This is a genomic window from Pseudomonas sp. R2-7-07, from assembly GCF_003852355.1.
GTDB lineage: Bacteria > Pseudomonadota > Gammaproteobacteria > Pseudomonadales > Pseudomonadaceae > Aquipseudomonas.
Genome location: NZ_CP027759.1, coordinates 1,353,336 through 1,372,382 on the forward strand (window position 1 = coordinate 1,353,336; position 19,047 = coordinate 1,372,382).

General features: G+C 60.2%; 14 protein-coding genes. 5 read left to right on the plus strand and 9 right to left on the minus strand.

The window, feature by feature from the left end:
* Positions 1-3: 3 nt before the first annotated feature.
* Positions 4-1,623, minus strand: coding sequence for an FMN-binding glutamate synthase family protein (locus tag C4J86_RS05975; protein ID WP_124369787.1), 1,620 nt, complete (start codon positions 1,621-1,623; stop codon positions 4-6).
* 141 nt (positions 1,624-1,764) lie between these two features.
* Here C4J86_RS05975 and C4J86_RS05980 point away from each other — a divergent pair, with 141 nt between their 5' ends.
* Positions 1,765-2,280 (plus strand): hypothetical protein, encoded by a 516-nt coding sequence (locus tag C4J86_RS05980; RefSeq protein WP_124406387.1) that lies wholly within the window; start codon positions 1,765-1,767, stop codon positions 2,278-2,280.
* A gap of 30 nt (positions 2,281-2,310) precedes the next feature.
* Here C4J86_RS05980 and C4J86_RS05985 read toward each other — a convergent pair whose 3' ends face one another.
* Genes C4J86_RS05985 through C4J86_RS06000 form a run of 4 tightly spaced genes read right to left on the minus strand, consistent with a single transcriptional unit; the run spans position 2,311 to position 8,377 of the window.
* Complete coding sequence (locus C4J86_RS05985) at positions 2,311-3,690, minus strand: ATP-binding protein (RefSeq protein WP_124369789.1); 1,380 nt, start codon at positions 3,688-3,690, stop codon at positions 2,311-2,313.
* The gene (locus C4J86_RS05990; RefSeq protein WP_124369790.1) at positions 3,687-5,513 is read right to left on the minus strand and encodes a DAHL domain-containing protein; all 1,827 of its coding nucleotides are present in this window, start codon (positions 5,511-5,513) and stop codon (positions 3,687-3,689) included. The genes C4J86_RS05985 and C4J86_RS05990 overlap by 4 nt, the downstream gene beginning before the upstream one ends.
* On the minus strand, positions 5,510-6,478 hold the full coding sequence (locus C4J86_RS05995; protein WP_124369791.1) for a cytochrome-c peroxidase: 969 nt from the start codon (positions 6,476-6,478) through the stop codon (positions 5,510-5,512). The genes C4J86_RS05990 and C4J86_RS05995 overlap by 4 nt, the downstream gene beginning before the upstream one ends.
* A 24-nt stretch (positions 6,479-6,502) precedes the next feature.
* Positions 6,503-8,377, minus strand: a complete 1,875-nt coding sequence (locus tag C4J86_RS06000; RefSeq protein ID WP_124369792.1) for a bifunctional diguanylate cyclase/phosphodiesterase — start codon at positions 8,375-8,377, stop codon at positions 6,503-6,505.
* 221 nt (positions 8,378-8,598) lie between these two features.
* Here C4J86_RS06000 and C4J86_RS06005 point away from each other — a divergent pair, with 221 nt between their 5' ends.
* Genes C4J86_RS06005 through C4J86_RS06015 form a run of 3 tightly spaced genes read left to right on the plus strand, consistent with a single transcriptional unit; the run spans position 8,599 to position 10,828 of the window.
* Positions 8,599-9,912 (plus strand): HD domain-containing phosphohydrolase, encoded by a 1,314-nt coding sequence (locus C4J86_RS06005; protein ID WP_124369793.1) that lies wholly within the window; start codon positions 8,599-8,601, stop codon positions 9,910-9,912.
* Positions 9,909-10,322 carry an NUDIX domain-containing protein gene (locus tag C4J86_RS06010; protein WP_124365987.1) on the plus strand — a complete coding sequence of 138 codons (414 nt, stop codon included), beginning with the start codon at positions 9,909-9,911 and terminating at the stop codon, positions 10,320-10,322. Before C4J86_RS06005 ends, C4J86_RS06010 begins: the two co-directional genes overlap by 4 nt.
* Positions 10,319-10,828, plus strand: coding sequence for a GNAT family N-acetyltransferase (locus C4J86_RS06015; RefSeq protein WP_124369794.1), 510 nt, complete (start codon positions 10,319-10,321; stop codon positions 10,826-10,828). The genes C4J86_RS06010 and C4J86_RS06015 overlap by 4 nt, the downstream gene beginning before the upstream one ends.
* 7 nt (positions 10,829-10,835) lie before the next feature.
* Here the strand turns inward: C4J86_RS06015 and C4J86_RS06020 are convergent, their stop codons facing one another.
* The 4 genes from C4J86_RS06020 to metR form a co-directional block, all read right to left on the minus strand.
* Positions 10,836-14,198 carry a dermonecrotic toxin domain-containing protein gene (locus tag C4J86_RS06020; protein WP_124369795.1) on the minus strand — a complete coding sequence of 1,121 codons (3,363 nt, stop codon included), beginning with the start codon at positions 14,196-14,198 and terminating at the stop codon, positions 10,836-10,838.
* Positions 14,198-14,923 (minus strand): hypothetical protein, encoded by a 726-nt coding sequence (locus C4J86_RS06025; RefSeq protein ID WP_124369796.1) that lies wholly within the window; start codon positions 14,921-14,923, stop codon positions 14,198-14,200. Before C4J86_RS06025 ends, C4J86_RS06020 begins: the two co-directional genes overlap by 1 nt.
* A 551-nt stretch (positions 14,924-15,474) precedes the next feature.
* Positions 15,475-16,599 (minus strand): IS481 family transposase, encoded by a 1,125-nt coding sequence (locus tag C4J86_RS06030; protein WP_124369797.1) that lies wholly within the window; start codon positions 16,597-16,599, stop codon positions 15,475-15,477.
* A gap of 315 nt (positions 16,600-16,914) precedes the next feature.
* Complete coding sequence (gene metR, locus C4J86_RS06035; RefSeq protein WP_124365990.1) at positions 16,915-17,832, minus strand: transcriptional regulator MetR; 918 nt, start codon at positions 17,830-17,832, stop codon at positions 16,915-16,917.
* A gap of 182 nt (positions 17,833-18,014) precedes the next feature.
* Here metR and C4J86_RS06040 point away from each other — a divergent pair, with 182 nt between their 5' ends.
* The gene (locus C4J86_RS06040) at positions 18,015-19,034 is read left to right on the plus strand and encodes an alpha/beta fold hydrolase (RefSeq protein ID WP_124361488.1); all 1,020 of its coding nucleotides are present in this window, start codon (positions 18,015-18,017) and stop codon (positions 19,032-19,034) included.
* Positions 19,035-19,047: the final 13 nt, after the last annotated feature.

Here is a 19,047-nt window from a genome sequence, read left to right on the forward strand (position 1 = left end):
CCTTCAGGCTGCAGCGATTTCATGCGCCTCAAAACTATCCGCCCGCGCCATCTGCCACATCCGCGAATAGAACTCGCCATTCACCTCGCCGGTGAGTAGCTCGCCCGGTTTGAGGAACACATGCAGTTGCGAGAACAGCTTGATCTCGGTCGCCGACATGCGTCGCACCAAGTGCTTGGCCGACAACTGCGAAGGATGCTCCAGCCCGGCGGCGGCGAGCATTTCCGCCAGGGCGTGGAGGGTATTGCGGTGGAAGTTGAACACGCGCTGGGCCTTGTCCGGTACCACCAGCGCACGTTGGCGCAGCGGGTCCTGAGTGGCGACGCCAGTCGGGCATTTATTGGTGTGACAGCTCTGCGACTGAATGCAGCCGATGGCGAACATAAAGCCGCGCGCCGAGTTGGCCCAGTCGGCGCCGATGGCCAGCACGCTGGCGATGTCGAAGGCACTGACGATCTTTCCGCTGGCGCCGAGCTTGATCTTGTCGCGCAGGTTCAGGCCCACCAGGGTGTTGTGCACGAACAGCAGGCCCTCGCGCAGCGGCACGCCGATGTGGTCGGTGAATTCCACCGGTGCCGCGCCGGTGCCGCCTTCCTTGCCGTCGACCACGATAAAGTCCGGAAGGATGCCAGTTTCAAGCATGGCTTTGGCAATGCCCATGAACTCCCAGGGGTGGCCCAGGCAGAACTTGAACCCCACCGGTTTACCGCCGGACAACTCGCGAAGCCGGGCGATGAACTGCATCAGTTCGATCGGTGTGGAAAATGCGCTGTGGCGTGACGGCGAGATGCAGTCCTCACCCATCATGATGCCGCGGGTGTCGGCGATTTCCCGGGTGACTTTATGTTTGGGCAGGATCCCGCCATGGCCGGGTTTGGCGCCCTGGCTCATCTTGATTTCGATCATGCGCACTTGCGGGTCTTGCGCTTGGGTGGCAAAGCGTTCCGGGTCAAAGCGGCCGTCACTGGTGCGGCAGCCGAAGTACCCGCTACCCAGTTCCCAAGTGAGGTCGCCGCCGTTTTCGCGGTGGTAGGGGCTGATGCTGCCTTCGCCGGTGTCATGGGCGAAGTTGCCGAGTTTGGCGCCCTGGTTCAGCGCGCGAATGGCGTTGGCGCTCAGTGAGCCGAAACTCATCGCCGAAATATTGAACACCGACGCCGAGTACGGCTGTGTGCACTGCGGGCCGCCAACGATTACGCGAAACGCGCTGGGGTCGCTCAACGGCGCGGGTCGCATGGAGTGGCCGATGAATTCAAAGCCCGACTGATAGACGTCGATCAAGGTACCGAAGGGCTTGTCGGCGGTTTGGTTCTTGGCGCGCGAATACACCAGCGAACGTTGGGCCCGGGAGAAGGGCAGGGCATCGCTGTCGGATTCGAGCAGGTACTGGCGGATTTCCGGGCGGATGGCTTCCACCAGATAACGGATATTGCCCAGGATCGGGTAGTTGCGGCGCACGGCGTGGGGGCTTTGCAGCAGGTCGAATATGCCGATCAAACTGAGCAGGCCGGTGACTATCGTGATGGGCCACAGCCATTCATGTTCGATAAAGGGCAGGCTGGCAAGGGTGAACAGGATGCATACGGCAAAGAACGCGTAACGGCTTAGTAACGACAGGCTCATACGGTTTTCCTAGGTTCGGACTCTTGAGGTCGATCCGCCATTCTGCGCCTGTACTGAAACAGGGGACAAGGATCGGAGGCTCTGGGGCGGCATTTGCCAGGCGCGGGCCATGGAACCGTTCGGCGAAAGGCGGCCACTATCGTGCAGGACGCCCTTTCTCTCATGCTCTTGGAGTCATCGCTCATGTCGAACATATCTGCCGCTTTCGGCCCTTCCATCATTCATCAAGGCGCGTCCGCCGCGATCGACCCTGAGCAGCGAATGCAATCCGCTCAGCACCACCACACTTCCCACGCGTACCGCGACGGCACCCCACCGGGAAAATTCCAGCGGTTTGCCGCTGACGCGGCCAAGAGCCTGTGGTTTATCCCAGGCATGAGCAACGTGTTGCAGGGAATTGCAAAGGCTAAGCCAGGCCTTGATGGCACCATCAGCGGGGCGCTGGACGGGTTTCGTAAAACCCGCGAAGACGGTTTTGACAAGGCGCTTCTCGGTGCGGTTACCGGCGATTACCATGCGATAGCCAACGGTTACCTCAATGCGGTGGTAAGGAACGACGCCACGCCTGAGTCCGTCAAAAAAGGTCTGCGCGAAGGTTCAGGCTTGTTAGACCTGGCCGCGACGCTGCGCCAGCAAAAAATAGCGCTGCAGGCTTGATGGGTCACTGGCTGTACCCGGCGGCGTGCCCTACGCCGCCGTCTGCCGAATCGGCAGCACCACCCGAAACGTCGTGCCCTTGCCCAGCTCGCTGCTGACCGAGATATGCCCCCGGTGTTTCTTGACGATGCCGTAGGACAATGACAGCCCCAACCCGGTGCCTTCGCCCACCGGCTTGGTGGTGAAGAACGGGTCGAAAATCTTCTGCACGGTGTCGGGCGCGATGCCGCAGCCGTTGTCCGCCACTTCCAACCAGATGGTGTCGCCGTCCACGCCGTTGCTGATGGTGATGGTGCCGCGCTCCGGCCCCATGGCCTGGGCGGCGTTGATCACCAGGTTCATCACCACCTGGTTGAGCTGCGAGGCCAGGCATTCGATGTCCGGCAGGGGCGTGTAGTGCTTGATCACATCGGCCTTGTACTTGAGTTCGCTGGCGACGATGTTCAGCGTCGAATCAATGCCCTGTTGCAGGTTGGCGAACTGCCAGGTCTGGTCGTTATCCACCCGCGAGAAGTTCTTCAGGTCCTTGACGATCTGTACCACGCGGCCAATGCCGTCCTTGGACTCGCGGATCAGCACCGGAATGTCTTCCTTGAGAAACTCCAGTTCCAGTTCTGTGCGCAACGCCTTGAGCCGCTCGCGCTGGTCCTGCGCCGGGATCAGCGCTTCGCTGTGTTGATAAGCCTCCAGCATCTGTTGCAGCTGGTTGAAGTAGCTGTCGAGGGTACTGAGGTTGGATGAGATGAAGCCCACCGGGTTGTTGATCTCATGGGCGACGCCGGCCGCGAGTTGCCCCAGTGAGGCCAGCTTCTCCGACTGCACCAACTGGCTTTCCAGGTGCTTGCGTTCGTTGATTTCCAACTGCAACGCCTGGGTGCGTTGTTCCACCAGCTGTTCCAGATGCTGGGTTTGCAGGGACGCGCGCCGGGCCATGTCCCATTTATTGGCCAGGGTGTTGGCCATTTGCTGGACTTCGATGTTGTCGAACGGCTTTTTCAGGATCAGCAAGCGGTCATAGGCGTTCAGGCGCGACAGCAGGTCATCCCAGGAATAATCCGAGTACGCGGTGCATACCACCACTTGCAGGTCGGGTGCGACCTTCCACAGTTGCTCGATGGTCTTCGCGCCGTCCCAGCCTTGGGGCATGCGCATATCCACGAAGGCCAGCGCGTAAGGGCGTTGCTCGGCCATGGCGGTGCTCAGCAAGGCCAGGCCTTCTTCGCCGCCATAGGCGCAGTGCAGCTCGAACGCCTGGGCCTGCGGCTGGGCGGTATCGCCAAACAGTGCCGACTCCATCTCGTCCAGCGCCTCGTTGGATGGCGCGCTCGGCATCAGGATCTTGCGAAAATCCTCATGAATGGACGGGGTGTCATCGATCAGCAGGATGCGCCGGTTGGGAGGCTGGTTCATGCGGTACTTCCGACAAGGGTCAGGGGAATCGTCAAGGTAAACACCGCGCCAAGGCCCGGTCCGTCGCTGTGAGCCGTGAGTTGGCCGTGCATTTCCACGGCGGCCAGGGCGCAGCTGTGCAGGCCGAAGCCGTGGCCTTCCTTGCGGGTGGTAAAGCCGTGGGTGAAGATCCGCGTCATGTTCTCGACCGGTATGCCTTCGCCGTCGTCCTTCACACTGATTTTAAGGGTCTGGTCATCTACCTGTTCGACCCTCAGGGTGATTTGCCGTGGCCGCTCGGAAAGACCGGTCATGGCGTACTTGGCGTTGCTGATCAGGTTGACCATGATCAGCAGCAACCGGTGTTTGTCCCCCAGAATCTGCGGCACCGGCGCGTATTCCTTGACCACCGTGACGTGGTGACGAGTCAACGCGCCGGCGTTCATGCGCAAGGCATCGTCCATCAGGGCAGCGATATCCACAGGCTCCAGCAGCTTGGAAGCGCCGGCATAGGATTGCTGGGTCGAGACGATGTCCTTGATGTGGTCGACGCTTTTGCTCAGTTGCGCCAGCTCATCGCTCATGCCTTGCTGCTCGATGGCAATCGCGTCCACCAGTTGGTTCAGGTAGCCCGGCAGCAATTTGCCTTTTTCATCCTCGGTGAGAAAGCTGCCCAGGTCGCCCTGGTGCGCGTTGATCAGTTGCATGGCCTTGCCCAGGCCCTGGGCCTTGCTGCTGCGCAGTTTGCGGCTGACCAGGTCGGCGGAAATGTTCACGCTGTTGAGCACGTTGCCGACGTTGTGCAGCACGTTGGTGGCGATCTCGGCCATGCCGGCCTGGCGGGCGCTGTCGAGCAGTTCGCTCTGGGCGTCCCTGAGCTGTTGCGTGCGCCGTTCCACCCGTTGTTCCAGGGTTTCGTTGGCCGACTGCAAGGCGCGGTTGACGCGGTTGATCTCGGCGAAACTGCGCAGCAGGCGCACGGCCAGGTAGAGCAGCAGCACCACCAGCAACGTCGAGAACACCAGCAGGTAGCGGTGGTATTGATGTTCGATGAGGTCGGCGGCCTGCTGGTCCTGATCGAGGTGGGTGGTCAGCGCGTCGAGGCACTCGGCCACGGGTACGGCGGCAATCCGTTCGAGCAGGCTGTTGACCACGGGCTGTTCGCGCAGGATCAGCGAAATATGATTGCTGAGGATATCCACCGGTACCTGGAACTCGACGGGCAGGCTCTGTTTGTTGATCGCCAGTTTGCCCAGGCCCACCAGGATATCGGCGGCGCGCTCGTCGCTGGTGACCTGGGCGAACTCCAGGCTGCTGAGCAGCAGGTCGTAGGTGTCGGTGGCCACGCTCTGCAGTTGCAGGCGGCCTTCGTCGTCAATGCTGTTGAAGAGGGCCTGGATGTCATCTTCGGCGGTCGGCAAAAACGCCAATGAATTACGCAATACCGCGTTGTGGGATTTGAACTGGTCCACCAGCCGGGCTTTTTCCTGGATGGCCGCCTGATAGGCCGCGTGGCTGGCTTGCCAACCCGGCAGGTCGGTAGCGCTGTGGTAGGCGTCGCGGCTCGCAAGTTCGGCGCCGATCCGGGTCATTTCCGTCAGGGGCATGACCAGCGGGTCGTAGTTGTGGGTCAGCGCGATCCGCGCCTTGAGCACTTCGCTGTCCCACTGGGCATTGAGCTGCTGGAGCTGGCGGATCAGGTCTCGCGACTGGGTATAAGTGGCCGTCTGGTCGCGGGAAGACTTGAGGTACAAAAACACCAGCGTGGAGGCCAGGAACAGAGTCATCAGGCCAAGCAACACCTGGCTGGCGCGGCGGCGATACAGGCGTGACAAGCGTCTCATAGGGGCTTGCCCGCCCAGTTACCGGTCAGGGTCTTGAGAAATTGAATAATCAGGTCCTTGTCGTCCTGGGTCGGGTTACGCCCCAGTTGGTACTTGAACATCACATCGACCGCTTCTTCCAGGGTCTTGGCCGAAGCGTCGTGAAAATACGGTGCGGTGACGGCGACATTGCGCAGGCTGGGCACCTTGAACACATAGCGGTCCTCTTCGTCCTTTGTCAGCAGGTAGCGCCCCAGGTCTGACTCCTGCGGGTTGCCGCGTGCCTGGAAGTAGTCGCCCATCACCCCGAATTTCTGGAACATATTGCCGCCGATGTTCACGCCTTGGTGGCAGGCGATGCAGCCGTACTCCTTGAAGCGCTGGTAGCCGTACTTTTCCTGGGTGGTCAGTATCGCGGTGTTGCCCTGCAGATACTGATCGAACCGCGAGTCGGGCGTAAGCAGCGTGCGCTCGTAGGTAGCCAGTGCGTTTTGCACGTTGGCGGCGCTGAGGCCATCGGGGTAAGACTGGGCGAAGGCGCGTTGGTAGACGGGCACGGCCGCCAGGTTCTGCACCACGGTGTTCCAGTCACTGCCCATTTCCACGGGGCTGGTGACCACCTGATCAACCTGTGCTTCCAGCGTGTCTACCCGACCATTCCAGAACTGCTTGAAGTTCAGGCTGGCGTTGAACACCGAAGGCGTGTTGAGCACCACAGGTTTACCGTCAAAGCCGATCGAAAACGGCTTGTTGTCGGCACCGCCGGATTCCAGGCGGTGGCAACTGGCGCAGGACAGCGTGTTATTCGCCGACAAGCGCGGCTCGTTGAACAACTGGCGGCCCAGTTCAACCTTGGCCGGGTCCAGCGCCGGTATTGCCGGCATGGGCTTGAGCGCCTCGTTCAGCGGTGCGGCTGCCAGCGGTGCGCCGCTGCCCAGGCACAACGCGAGAATGAAGCCGGTACGGGCAGTTGAAACATGGCTCAAGCGAGCACTCCTTGCGGCCTGGGGCTATTGATCGGGCATCAGTGTCGCGCTACCCACCTGCAGCAACTGGACGAAATCCTGCGGCGCCAACGCTTTGCTGAAGAGAAAACCCTGGCCCTCCTCACAGCGCTGGGCTTTGAGGAAATTCAGTTGGTCGAGGGTTTCCACGCCTTCGGCAATTATTTCCAGTTTCAGGCTTTTACCCATGCCGATGATAGCGCTGATCAGTTGTTCGTCCTGACTATTAATACTCAGGCCGTGCACGAAGGATTGGTCGATCTTCAGCACATCGATGGGAAAGCGCCGCAGGTAGCTGAGGCTGGAGTAACCGGTGCCGAAATCATCCAGGGCCAGGCGCACCCCCAGCGCCTTGATCCTTTGCAGGATCGCCACGGTTTCGTCGACGTTCTGCATCAGCACGCTTTCGGTAATTTCCAGCTCCAGCAGGGCGGGCGGCAGGCCGGTTTGTTCGAGGATGGCGGCCAGGTTGTCGACGAAGTTGCGTTGGCGAAAGTCGATCGCCGAAATATTCACCGACATGCGCAGCGGCGCCAGGCCCATGTGCCGCCAGGCTTGGGCTTGTGCGCAGGCCTGGCGCAGTACCCACTGGGTCAGGCGCACGATCAGGCCGCTGTCTTCGGCGACCGGAATGAACTCGGCCGGCCTGACCCAGCCGGACCTTGGATGAAACCAGCGTGTCAGCGCCTCCGCGCCGACGATCCGCCCGGATTCCAGTTCCAGCTTGGGCTGGTAGTGCAGCACCAACTCATCGCGCTCCAGCGCCTGGCGTAGCGCGCTCTCCAGGTTTTGCTGGTGTCGGGCGCGCAGGTTCATGTCTTCGGTATAAAAACTGAAGTCGTTCGGGCCGCGCTCCTTGCTGGTGTGCATGGCGGTTTCAGCTTGCTTGATCAACCCCACCGCGTTGGCGCTGTCGTTGGGGTAAACGCTGATCCCAAGGCTGGCGGTCACGCTCAGGTCCTGCCCGGCGACGTGCCGCGTCGCGCTGATGGCATTCAGCACTTTTTGCGCAATGTGCTGGGTTTGCTGGGGGTGCTGGATATCGTTGAGCAGGATCACGAACTCATCGGCGCCGTAGCGAAACACCGAATCAGAGGCCCGTACCGTTGCCACCAGGTTCTGGCTGACCTGCTCGAGCACTTCATCGCCTACCGGGTAGCCCAGGGCATTGTTGATGCGCTTGAAGCGGTCGAGCCCGATAAACATCACCGCCAGTTGCGTGTCGTGTCGCCGGCCCAGGGCGATGGCCTGGGTCAGCCGGTCGCCCAGCAGCGTACTGTTGGGCAGCCCGGTGAGGGCGTCGTATTGCAACAGGTGCGAGACCTTGAGCAGTTCCTGCACGCGTTCTTCGATGGTGCGCTCCAGGCTGATCACTTTGAGCGCCGCGTCCTGGGCCAGTTGCCATTTCCACGTCAGGGCGCTGGCCATCTGGCGGATTTCCAGGTGATCGAATGGCTTTTTCAGAATCAGCAACTGGTCGTTGTACTTCAAGCGCGCTTCGATCGCCTCGAAGGAATAGTCGGAATAGGCCGTGCACAGGGCAATTTGCAGGTTGGGGTCGACGTCCCACAGTTGTTCGATGGTTTGCAGCCCGTCCCAACCGGGGGGCATGCGCATGTCGATAAACACCAGCGCATAGGGCGCCTGGGCCTGCAGTGCCTTGTTCACCAGCGCCAGCGCTTCCTGGCCCTGGTAGGCAGAATCCAGCTCGAATGCCTGGCGTACCGGCGCGGCGGTGCCGAAAAGGGCCGACTCCAAGGTGTCCAGCGAGGGCTCGCCGTGCTCATCGGCGCAGAGGATCTTGCGAAAATCCTGGTGGATCGAAGCCGCGTCATCGACGATCAGGATGCGACGGTTGGCCCGCCCTGATTCCGGGGTCATGGTGCCCTGCGCCTGTGCAGAAGACTCGACGGCATAACGATTCCTTCCCTGGTTTTACAATCAAAGGGGTGTGAACATGCAGTGACAGCATAGCTGAGCTCCCTTGATATCGACGGCCAGTTGGCGTCAAATCAACAGCATTTTCGCGCTGCTGGCCTGGATCGGCATGGCGCACCGGTTCAATCGAGCTTCACATCGTTTAATTTGAAGGCAGAGTCGCCATGGATGAACAACTCGCTACGAAGTCCGCTGTGCTGCTGGTCGACGATGAAGAGTCGATCCTCAACAGCCTGCGCCGCCTGTTGCGCAGCCAGCCTTACGAGGTGGTGTTGGCCACCAGCGGTGCCCAGGCGCTGGAGATCATGGCAACCCGGCCCATCGACCTGGTGATGAGCGATGCGCGCATGCCCGGTATGGACGGGGCCACGCTGTTGGCGCAAGTCCACCGCCTGTACCCGGCCACCGGCCGCATCCTGCTCACCGGTTACGCCGACCTGACCACCATCGTCAAGGCGATCAACGACGGGCAGATTCACCGCTACATCAGCAAACCCTGGAACGACGAAGAGTTGCAGTTGGTCTTGCAGCAGACCCTCGAACATCAGCGGCTTGAACGCCTCACACGGGAGCAGAACGACCAGCTCAAAACGCTGAACGCCACGCTGGAAAAGCGTGTGACGGCGCGTACCGCCGAACTGCAACAGACCGCCGACATGCTCGACCTGGCCTACGACGAGCTCAAGCGCAGCTACGTGACCGGTACCGAAGTGTTTTCGTTGCTGGCCAACCTGCGGTTGCCCAAGGACAAGCAGACCAACCGCGCGTTGATCGAGCTGATCCGCGTGTACTGCGCCGCCCAGGTCATGGATGAAGCCAGCACCCGCGACCTGACCATGGCTGCGGCGCTGTACAACATCGGCAAACTGAGCTGGACCGACAGCATGATGGTTGCGCCGTCCGACAAGCTGTACAGCACCGACCGCGCGCTGTATCGCGAATACCCGACCCAGAGCGAGTCGCTGTTGATGACCCTGGAGCCGATGAAGGATGCGGCGCGGATCATTCGTCATCACCAGGAGCGTTGGGACGGCTCGGGGTTTCCCGACCACCTCAAGGGCGAGGCGATCCCGGCGGGTTCGCGGCTGCTGAAATTGGCCGTGGACTTCATCGAGCTGCAAAAAGGCCTGATCCTGGAGCGGCACCTGAACAGCGATGAAGCGTTGCTGTATATCCGCAAGTACGCCGGGCGCCTTTACGACCCGGAGTTGGTCGAGGATTTTGTGCAGGCCTGCGCCACCTTCCTCAGCGACGTGACCCTGGGCGACCCCACGGTCAAAGTCCTCACCACCCGCGAACTTGAAGACGGCATGGTCCTGGCGCGCAACCTCAACGCCGACAACGGCATGCTTCTGCTCAACGCCGGCAAGGTGCTGAACCTGCCGCTGGTGGACAAGCTGATCGCGTTCGAGTCGATGGAGGGCGCAAAATACAGCGTATTTATCAAACAACCCGACGAGATAACGATTCCCACATGAGCCCTTCAATTATCCGCATCGCTGCCGCGGTCCTGATCGACAAACACGGCCAGACCTTGCTGGTGCGCAAACGCGGGACCCTGGCCTTCATGCAGCCCGGCGGCAAGATTGACGCTGGCGAACAACCGGTCGAGGCGCTGGCCCGCGAGCTGCGGGAAGAACTGAACCTGCATATCGATCCGGCACAAGCTGTGTACCTCGGCCAGTTCTCGGGGCCTGCGGCCAACGAGCCGGGCTTCACCGTGCAGGCCGACATGTTCCAGCTGCACATCGACGTGGCGGTGTCCCCGGCCGCTGAAATTGAAGAAATACGCTGGATCGACCCCATGGGCGACGGCGGCCTGCCATTGGCGCCGCTGAGCCGTGACCAGATCCTGCCGCTGTACCGCGCGTCGCTGCTCGGCGCATGACGATTCGCCCACTCAATGCCTGCGATGCCGAGACCTATCGGGCATTGATGCTCGAGGCCTATGAGGTTTATCCCCAGGCGTTCACCTCCAGCGTCGCCGAGCGCGCAGCGATGCCGTTGAGTTGGTGGCAAAAGCGCCTGGACGGTGCGTTGGATCGTTTGCTCGGCGCATATGCCGGCGACGCACTGGTCGGCATCATCGGCCTGGCGTTCGAGCCTCGGGAGAAAGCGCGGCACAAGGTGACGTTGTTCGGCATGTACGTGACTCCAGCCCATCAACGCAACGGCCTGGGCCGCCGGTTGGTGCAGGCGGCACTCGACCAGGCACGCGAGCACCCGCACCTCAAGGTAGTCCAACTGACCGTCACCGCCGGCAATGACGCCGCTTTTGCGTTGTACCGGCGCTGCGGCTTTATCCAGTACGGCCTGGAACCGTTGGCGGTGCGGGTGGGCCTGGACTACTTCGACAAGATCCACATGTGGCGTGAGCTGCGCGGCGAGGGTTAAGGGAGCATTACATTCCCCAGGCGACCGACCGGGTATCGTGATAATCAAAGATACCTCGGAGTACGAAGACATCTTTGCCATCCTCTTTTGCGGTGCGCTCAATGGCCACCCGCCATCGACCACGGCCCGCGCCTGCCTCTACCTGGGGTAAATCAGTATAGGTGTAGTTGCCGATTTTTTTGCGGCTCACACGACCTGCCTGAATGTCCTGAGTGATCTGCTCGAGTTTGTTTCTCGCACTCTCTGATAGCAGCGGGCTTTGCGCTTCTAACAACTCGTCCTGCTTCACGATGTTGACCGCGGGATCTCGGGCCGTTGGGGGAGCCGGGGAAGGTGTCGGTGCAGGGGATGGTTTTTCAATTTTTTTGGTGGGTACACGGGGGGCGTCAAACTCTAAAGACGCTGAAAACCGAGGGAGGTTATTTTCAAAATCCGTGACGGCGACACTGTCGATCATTCTTACGTCAGACTCACCACTCTTGTATGTACCGCGTGACATGGCGACATAGGGAATGCCGGATTTTTTAAAGTCCTCGGCGTAGGACACCACGCCAAGTTCCTTGAGCTTTTCCTTGAATTTTATTGTTCTGAACAGGGTTAAGGATTTTTGTACCTCAGGGTTCGATAAAAGCGATTCCAGCGCCTCTTCGCGCGTAATTTTATTATCGGTAGCTATTCGGGTAAGTGTTTGTTGGCGTCCTTTTTCGTTTAGAAACGCCTTGAGCGAATCCGATGACCAAGTTGAAAGTTTATAATTTTCATCAAATTTATCCAGGCTCTTCATCTGCTTGGGTGTGATCGCATAACCTACAAACTGTGCGTTTGTGTCGGGGTCCTGAATTCTAATGGAGGCTCGGATTTCTTTTGAAAAGTTATCGTTTTTGCCAATTAGTCTTTTTATTTTTTTAAATAATTTATCTTTGTCCAACGGGAGCAGGGGAGGGACCAGGTTCGAGGTTGATCTGTTTATGTGGACATAGATGTCCGTCTCCGAATGCAGCCTCAACAATGCGTCACGTAATTCATTTTTGGCGCGTGGGCTTAAATTCCGCTGCCCCGAGACCCTGCGACGAAAGGTGGCTTCGTCGATATTACCCATCTGCTGTCGTGCGTTCGCCAGCAGTGTTCGCTTCTGTGGCTCTGTCATTTCTTTAATGAGGGGTTCGAAATACCTTAACTGCTCATCTGTTGAGTAAATACCAAGCGCCGCGATCAGGTCGGCATCGACTTGCTGTTCAGGCGTGAGCCCACGCAGCATGCCCATCACCGTGCCGCCGCCCGCTGTCGTGCGTTCGAAACGTGGCTTCCAGCTTTTTGCGTCGCCCGGCACCACCATAAAGTTCGCGCTGTTTCCTGCCGGGTCTTTTACATAGCGCGCACCGTCTTCGACAAAGGACTGAAACAGGTGATAACGCCCGCCTTCATCCCTCATCGCGATCAGTTGATTATTGTGTTTGTCAAAAAAACACGGGGCGTTGCCCGATGTGCGCCACAGCGTGTAGTGGTTCGCCTGGGCAAATTCTTCCACATCAAAGAATGCGTCGATCGGTTGGGGCAACCGATACGCGGCAACATCGACCCAGGCCGGCTCCAACGGCCGGATCGAAGCCTTTGTGACCGCGATGTGTGCCCTGTGGTGGGTGCCGATTTTTCGGACCAGCCCCGGCATACGGCGGCCCAGTTGTCTGGTCAGGCCTAGCCCTTTCTCTATGCCCCTGCGCACAAACGTCTGTGCGGCCTTGCCGGGCACCAGGCCGATAAAAAGATCGGCCACTTCAATGCCGAACATAAAGGCGTTTACGGTGGACTCGCGGGAAATCTGCGCATTGCTGCGTGAACGGAAAGCGGCATGCGCGAGTTGAAACCCAAGCTGCACCAGATACAAATACGCGTGAAAATTGCCGGTTATCGTTGTTAAGGCATAGCGGTGCACGCCGCGTGTGTCGCTGAAGATCCGTGAGCGCTCGTGCGCATCGTTAGTGGCCATGCGCGCGCTGAAGTAGGCTCGCCATTGCGGTTTTGCCTTCAGCGCGTCCAGCTCTCTCAGGCCGTTGGCCAGTTCCCTGAACGGCGCTTCATCCGGGGCATCCGGTGTATACAGCACGCAGACGCCGCCAGGCGTGGTGCCTTTTCGCTGAATGATCAACACGCCGTTGATCACTTGCCCCCCTCGGCCTTCATCCAGTGCGCCGCCCATCACCAACAGGTTCACGTCGATCTCGGACGCGCTGACCCGGGGGCGTTCTGTGGAATCGGGGTACTCGACCACCGCCTTTATCCAGTCAAACCCGCTCCCGGGCGTCTTGAATATAAACAGCTTGTGAACATCGGGATTCAACCGGCTCTCCAGGGCGTCCTTGTGCATTTTCGCCGCGTTGGCGCGCTGCCAGGCGGTGGCGAAGCTGTTGCCTTCGCTGCCCTGCGAAAAGGTTGACCTGAGGTACTCGGCGTATTTTTCTCCAATGTCGGCTTCTTGGGCGAGCGCGCGTAAATCCGAATCGCCCAGCGTGCCCTTGGTGTTGCCGTCGGTATCGACAAGGGTGGCGGTGGCGCTGATGGTTCTGTGGAAGTCATGGGCGGACCATGGGTCGACATTGCGCTGGGCGTAACTGCCCAGTGTGCGCAGGTCCATGACGACCCGGCTCTTCCAGGTGCCACGGGTCAGTGTCTGGCCTTCCAGAAACCGTGGGATGTTTATTTTTTCATCGGCGGTGATGTAAACGACCGAGGTGTTCTCGTCGCGATACCCCATCAACTCGACCGGCAGGGAGGCGGATATACGCAGACGAACCAGGCTTTTATACGGGGCAATATCCACGTCGGCATAGGCCGGTTTCTGTTTTTTCAGGACCTTGTCTGTGTGTTCGAGTGAAAACGCTTCCAGTGTCTGAACCTTTTCAAGAAAAGGCATGAGCGCCGCATTGCTGTCACTCATCGCCTGTTCCAGTTGCCTGTAGCGGGCCTGGTCGTGCACGTCGGCAGTTTTCAGCCACTCGGGTTCGCGCACCTCTATCAGGCGCAGATTACGTGTGGCAAAGGCATCGGTGATGTCCAGATACTGGGTGGTGTCCGCCGCCAGATCGAGTTCGCCGGCCACCGGCAATGCCTCCTTGCGCAGGGCTTCGCGCACAGCAAAATATTGTCGAATTCGTACTGAGCGAACACAGTGCGCCACGATATCGGCCTCTATCGTTGGCGGGCTTGCGGCCAGCACGGGCAAACCGGGCAGCCCTGCGCGGGCCGTATTCGACAGGCTTGCGAGCAGGCGCTTGCCGGCCGGGCCGTCTTCGCGTATGCGCGCCGCCACGGCCTGATTCAAACGGTCCAGGTTTTCATATTCCTCAAACGCCTCGCCCGGGCTGTACAGCATCACGCTGCCCGTAGGCGGAGTCTTGCCCGTGGCGTTGAGGATGAATGCCGCGGCGACTCGCTGCCGTCCTCCAGCATCAGTCGGTATACCGCGGGCCTGTTGTCGGTGGCGAAGGCCTTTTCCCGCGCCGCCGCAGTGGGGTACTTGAGCACATTGTCGGCCAGTGTCCGCCCGGCCGCCGATAACGTGCCATCCACCGTGCGCAGCGCCAGTTGATGGGCCAGCACCTGGCGACGCAAGGCAATCAGTTGTTCCTCCGGGTCGGGTTGGTCGTCCTCGGCGGTGTCCCAGAACGCGTTCAGACTTTGGATGATGGCGATTTCCGTCGAGCCGGCCAGCTGCGCCGTTGTGCCGTTTGAAGACAGGCGCTTGTCGGCGTCCAGTGTGTTGGGCTCCCGGTAGAAGGCACCGCTCTGTTGGGTCAAATAGGTGCCGCCGTCTGGCGCGCGCAACCGGGTGAGCAACGACCCCAGCGGCTCGCTGAACAAGAGTTGCCGTTGCCCCTCCTGGTCCTCCCGGTAACGGCTGTAAAAGATCTGCTTGGGGTTGATGGGCCGGGGCGAATGGGGAAAGGCTTCAGTCAATTTATGCTGATACACCCTGCCCAGGCTTGGCTGTGCCTGTATCAGGTCGTTGGTTTGGACGTTGAGTTTGGCAAGCTCGCCGATGAGGTGCTCCTGCTGGTCCTCGGTCGAAGACGCCGGGGGTACCACAGGCCACGTCACGGGCTGAAAAGTGACGAGAGGCGTGTCTTTGGCCTGGATCGGTTGTGGATCGTCACCCTGTCGGGCTGGGGAAGAAGGCAATGAAGTGTGCATGCGCGAACCCTTACTAAAGGGCGCAGGTTGAGGGAGGGTGCCGTGCGCCCGGATGAATGTGAGGGTCGAGTGTAGGCGCGGCGCCAAGAGGCCCAGCGGTGCATGTGTCTCGGACAGCCGAGCACTATGCCGGGTTGGTCTCAGGTAACGCATAGGTATCCACGATGCGAAGCGAGCCGCTCTTGCTTGTGATCTTGCTTTTGATCCAGGCGCCCCGTTAAACCACGCTGGCCGGAATTCGACAGTGATTTGGGGGGTAAACCGGCAGGGATGCCGGTTTAGCCGCCCCGCGCCATGGATGGCGCGTGGCGGCGGCCCCCCAAATCACTGTCGGATTACGGGCACACCGAGCCTAAGCGAGGTGCCGAGTGGTGGGGCAAGAGCGTTTTGCTTACTTTTGCGCTTTTTGTACGGACCGGACACATGGTTGACACCTGTGCGGGGACATAGTGGACACATTATGCCCCGTAGTCAGGGTTATTCACGTCGAAGGTCCGTAGAAATTGATGACAGAAGTAGACGTCAAATAAGCCATCTCTCTCAGCGTTAGGACGTATTGCGATGTGTTGTCCACGCAGACCTTTGGCGATGCTGAAGTAGCGTTTCTGAAAGCGAAATCGACTGTCATAAACCTTAGCCAACACATCATCTGGGCCATATTCAAATTCCGACAGTTGCTGTGGATACGCCCAGGGACTGCTCCGATAGCGGTCCATAGGCACCTTGTAGCCCAGCGCCTGATGAGGGCGCTGCAGGTTATAAACCTCACGCCATTGATCAAAAGCCGATTGAGCCTCCATCAGTGTGGAAAAATAACGTCCATCAAGCACTTCTGCTTTGAGCGAGCGGTGGAAACGTTCGATCTTCCCATTGGTTTGAGGATGGCGAGGACGGCTGAAGCTGATCCGAATTCCCAGGCGAATCAGCCAGATACTCAGTTCTGAAACTTCACCCGGATTGCGTGGCGAGCCCCAGGGAGCGCCGTTATCAACGTTGATCCGAACTGGCAAGCCATAGCGCTGGAAAACCTCGATCATCTTCTCCTTCACCGTGGCTCCCCGTTCGTTATCACAGGCATCAATGGCTAGGCTGAACCGGGAGTGGTCATCCAACAGAGTCAGGGGGTGGCATCGACCTTGTTGCAGTGCGAAATGTCCTTTGAAATCCATCTGCCACAGATCATTAGGCGCGTCGTGCTCAAATCGCAACGTCGCCGTATGTTCCTTCTGAGGCGGTTGAATCAGACCATGGCGGTGCAAGACATTGGTGACGGTGCTGGGAGCAATGCGCTTTTCCAACAGGCTACTAATGGTGCGTCCACCCCATGCTGGATGGGCCTGTCTAAGTGCGATGATTTGGGCTTCCAAAGCCGTCTGAGTCAGTTTAGGGCTGGTCGCTGGCCTGCGGGATTTCTCTTGCAGACCAGGCTGACCCAGCGCCTCGTAGCGTTTGAGCCACTTGTACGCTGTTTGTGGGCTGATACCGAATCGTCGACACAACTCACGTTTGTTGCTGCCGGGTTGCCGTGCTAAGGCAACGAACTCTTCTTTCAGGCTCATGGCGTCTCTCGTAGTCCAAGGCATGATGGCTTTCCGACGAAGTTGGCTCGCCGCAAAGTGTCCACCATGTCCCCGCACACCCGTCAACCATGTGTCCGGTCCGTACACGCTTTTCAAAAGTGAGCCGCCGTAAGGGCGGAACCCATAGCAGCCGTTACCGCAGCAACGGATATGTACTCGTACTGATCCAGCATCTCGGTCGGCTGTCAGGCCGCAATCGGGGGCAAGCCCCCTCCCACATTTGGAACGCGGCATCAGTTAGAGAGGCTTCGGCTTCCGAGCCGCCACAGGTTCAGGGTCGTGCCAAGTTGGCAGGTAACGGGAAGCCTATCGCGGGCCTCAGCGCACCGCACTCACGCCATCGAGCGTCGAAAATGACGTGTCCTTGGCCGTCAGCAAGAAGTCACGCATGTACGGCGCATCGAGCATGTCCGCGCGAATCCCCGCATACAGCGTGGCGAACAAACCTTTCTCGCCCAGCCGCTTGGCCTTCACATAACCGCGTGAGCTGTACTCGTGCAGCGCCCAATGGGGCATGCCGCACACGCCACGGCCGCTGGCCACCAGTTGCATCATCATCACCGTGAGTTCCGAGGTGCGCACCTGGGCCGGTTCCACGTCGGCCGGCTCCAGGAAGCGGGTGAAGATGTCCAGGCGATCACGCTCCACCGGGTAGGTGATCAGGGTTTGCGTCAGCAGGTCTTGCGGCACGATGTAGGATTTATTCGCCAGCGGGTGCTGGTTGGCCACGGCGAGCATGGCTTCGTAGGTGAACAGCGGCACATAGGTGATGCCCGGCAGCTCCAGCGGGTCGGACGTCACCACCAGGTCGAGGTCGCCACGGGCCAGGGCCGGCAGCGGCGCGAAGGCAAAGCCCGAGGCCAGGTCGAGCTCTACTTCGGGCCAGGCATCGCGGAACTGGTCGATGGTCGGCATCAGCCACTGGAAGCAGCTGTGGCATTCGATGGCCATGTGCAGGCGCCCGGCGGTGCCGCCGGCCAGGCGTGCGATGTCGCGCTCGGCGCCGCGCAGCAAGGGCAGGGTGGCGTCCGCCAATTGCAGCAGGCGCAGGCCGGCGCTGGTGAAACGCACCGGTTTGGTCTTGCGCACGAACAGCGGCATGCCCAGGCGCTCTTCGAGTTCCTTGAATTGGTGAGACAGCGCGGACTGGGTCAGGTGCAGGCGCTCGGCCGCCTCCACCAGGCTGTCGGCTTCGCGCAGGGCGTGCAGGGTCTTGAGGTGACGGATCTCGAGCACGGGCTCTCCATGAAGACAATTTGTGATGAAGTGGGATGGCGTGAGTTTGTCTCATGTTGCCGCGCATGTCGACCAGGACCGCCTGGCACTCTTCATCAAACTGTCATCGAACTGTGGCAGCGCGCTTGAACAAACTTCATCAGACTCGCGCTCTACTGGGGTTCTGCGTTTCGGTGTTTTTCATGCGCGTGTTGCTTTTACTGGCCGCTCTGTTGTTCGGCCTGCCGTCTTTTGCGGCTTCTCGATGTGACGTCAATGTCCCGACCCAAACGGTCGACCTGGCTCAGGTAAGCATCGCCTACCAGAGTATCGGGCGTGCGTCCGACCCTGCCTTGCTGTTGGTGATGGGCCTGGGCGGGCAGTTGATCCACTGGCCTGACGAAGTGGTTGTCGCCCTGTGCCAGCAAGGTTTTCGGGTAATCCGCTACGACAACCGCGATGTTGGCCTGTCCACCTGGCGCCAGGCACCGGCCAGCGCCAACCTGACTTTCGAGGTGCTGCGCTACAAGCTCGGCCTGCCGGTGGCGGCGCCCTACACGCTGACCGACATGGCCGACGATGCCTTGGGTTTGATGGATGCATTGCAGGTCCGGCAATTTCATGTGCTGGGGGCGAGCATGGGCGGCATGATCGCCCAGCACCTGGCGGCGATGGCGCCGCAGCGGGTGGAAAGCCTGACCCTGATCATGACCAGCTCCGGCGCCGAAGGCCTGCCGGCCCCGAACGCGGCGTTGGTGCAGTTGCTGTCGCGGCGCAGCGCGCCTAATCGTGAGGTGGCGTTGGAACAGCAGGCGGATTTGCTTGCGGCACTGGGCAGCCCGAATGTGCAGGATGATCGCCAGGCATTGCTGCATCAGGCGGCGCTGTCCTATGACCGTGCGTTCAACCCCGAAGGCGTGAAGCGCCAGATCATGGCGATCCTCGCCGAGCCGAGCCGCGTGCCGTTGCTCAACCAGCTGCGGGTGCCGACCCTGGTAGTCCACGGCACCGCCGACCCGTTGCTGCCGGTGATGCACGGCGTTCATCTGGCCGCGCATATCCAGGGCAGCCAGTTGAAATTGATTCCAGGCCTGGCCCACCGTTTCCAGGAGGCGTTCAAGGCGCCGTTGCTGGCGGCGGTGCTGCCTTACCTGCAAGCCCATCGCGAAGATACCGCGCACTGGGCACAGATCGACCTGGGCGAGCCTTCGAAGCTGCTGTGAAGGTAGTGTATCG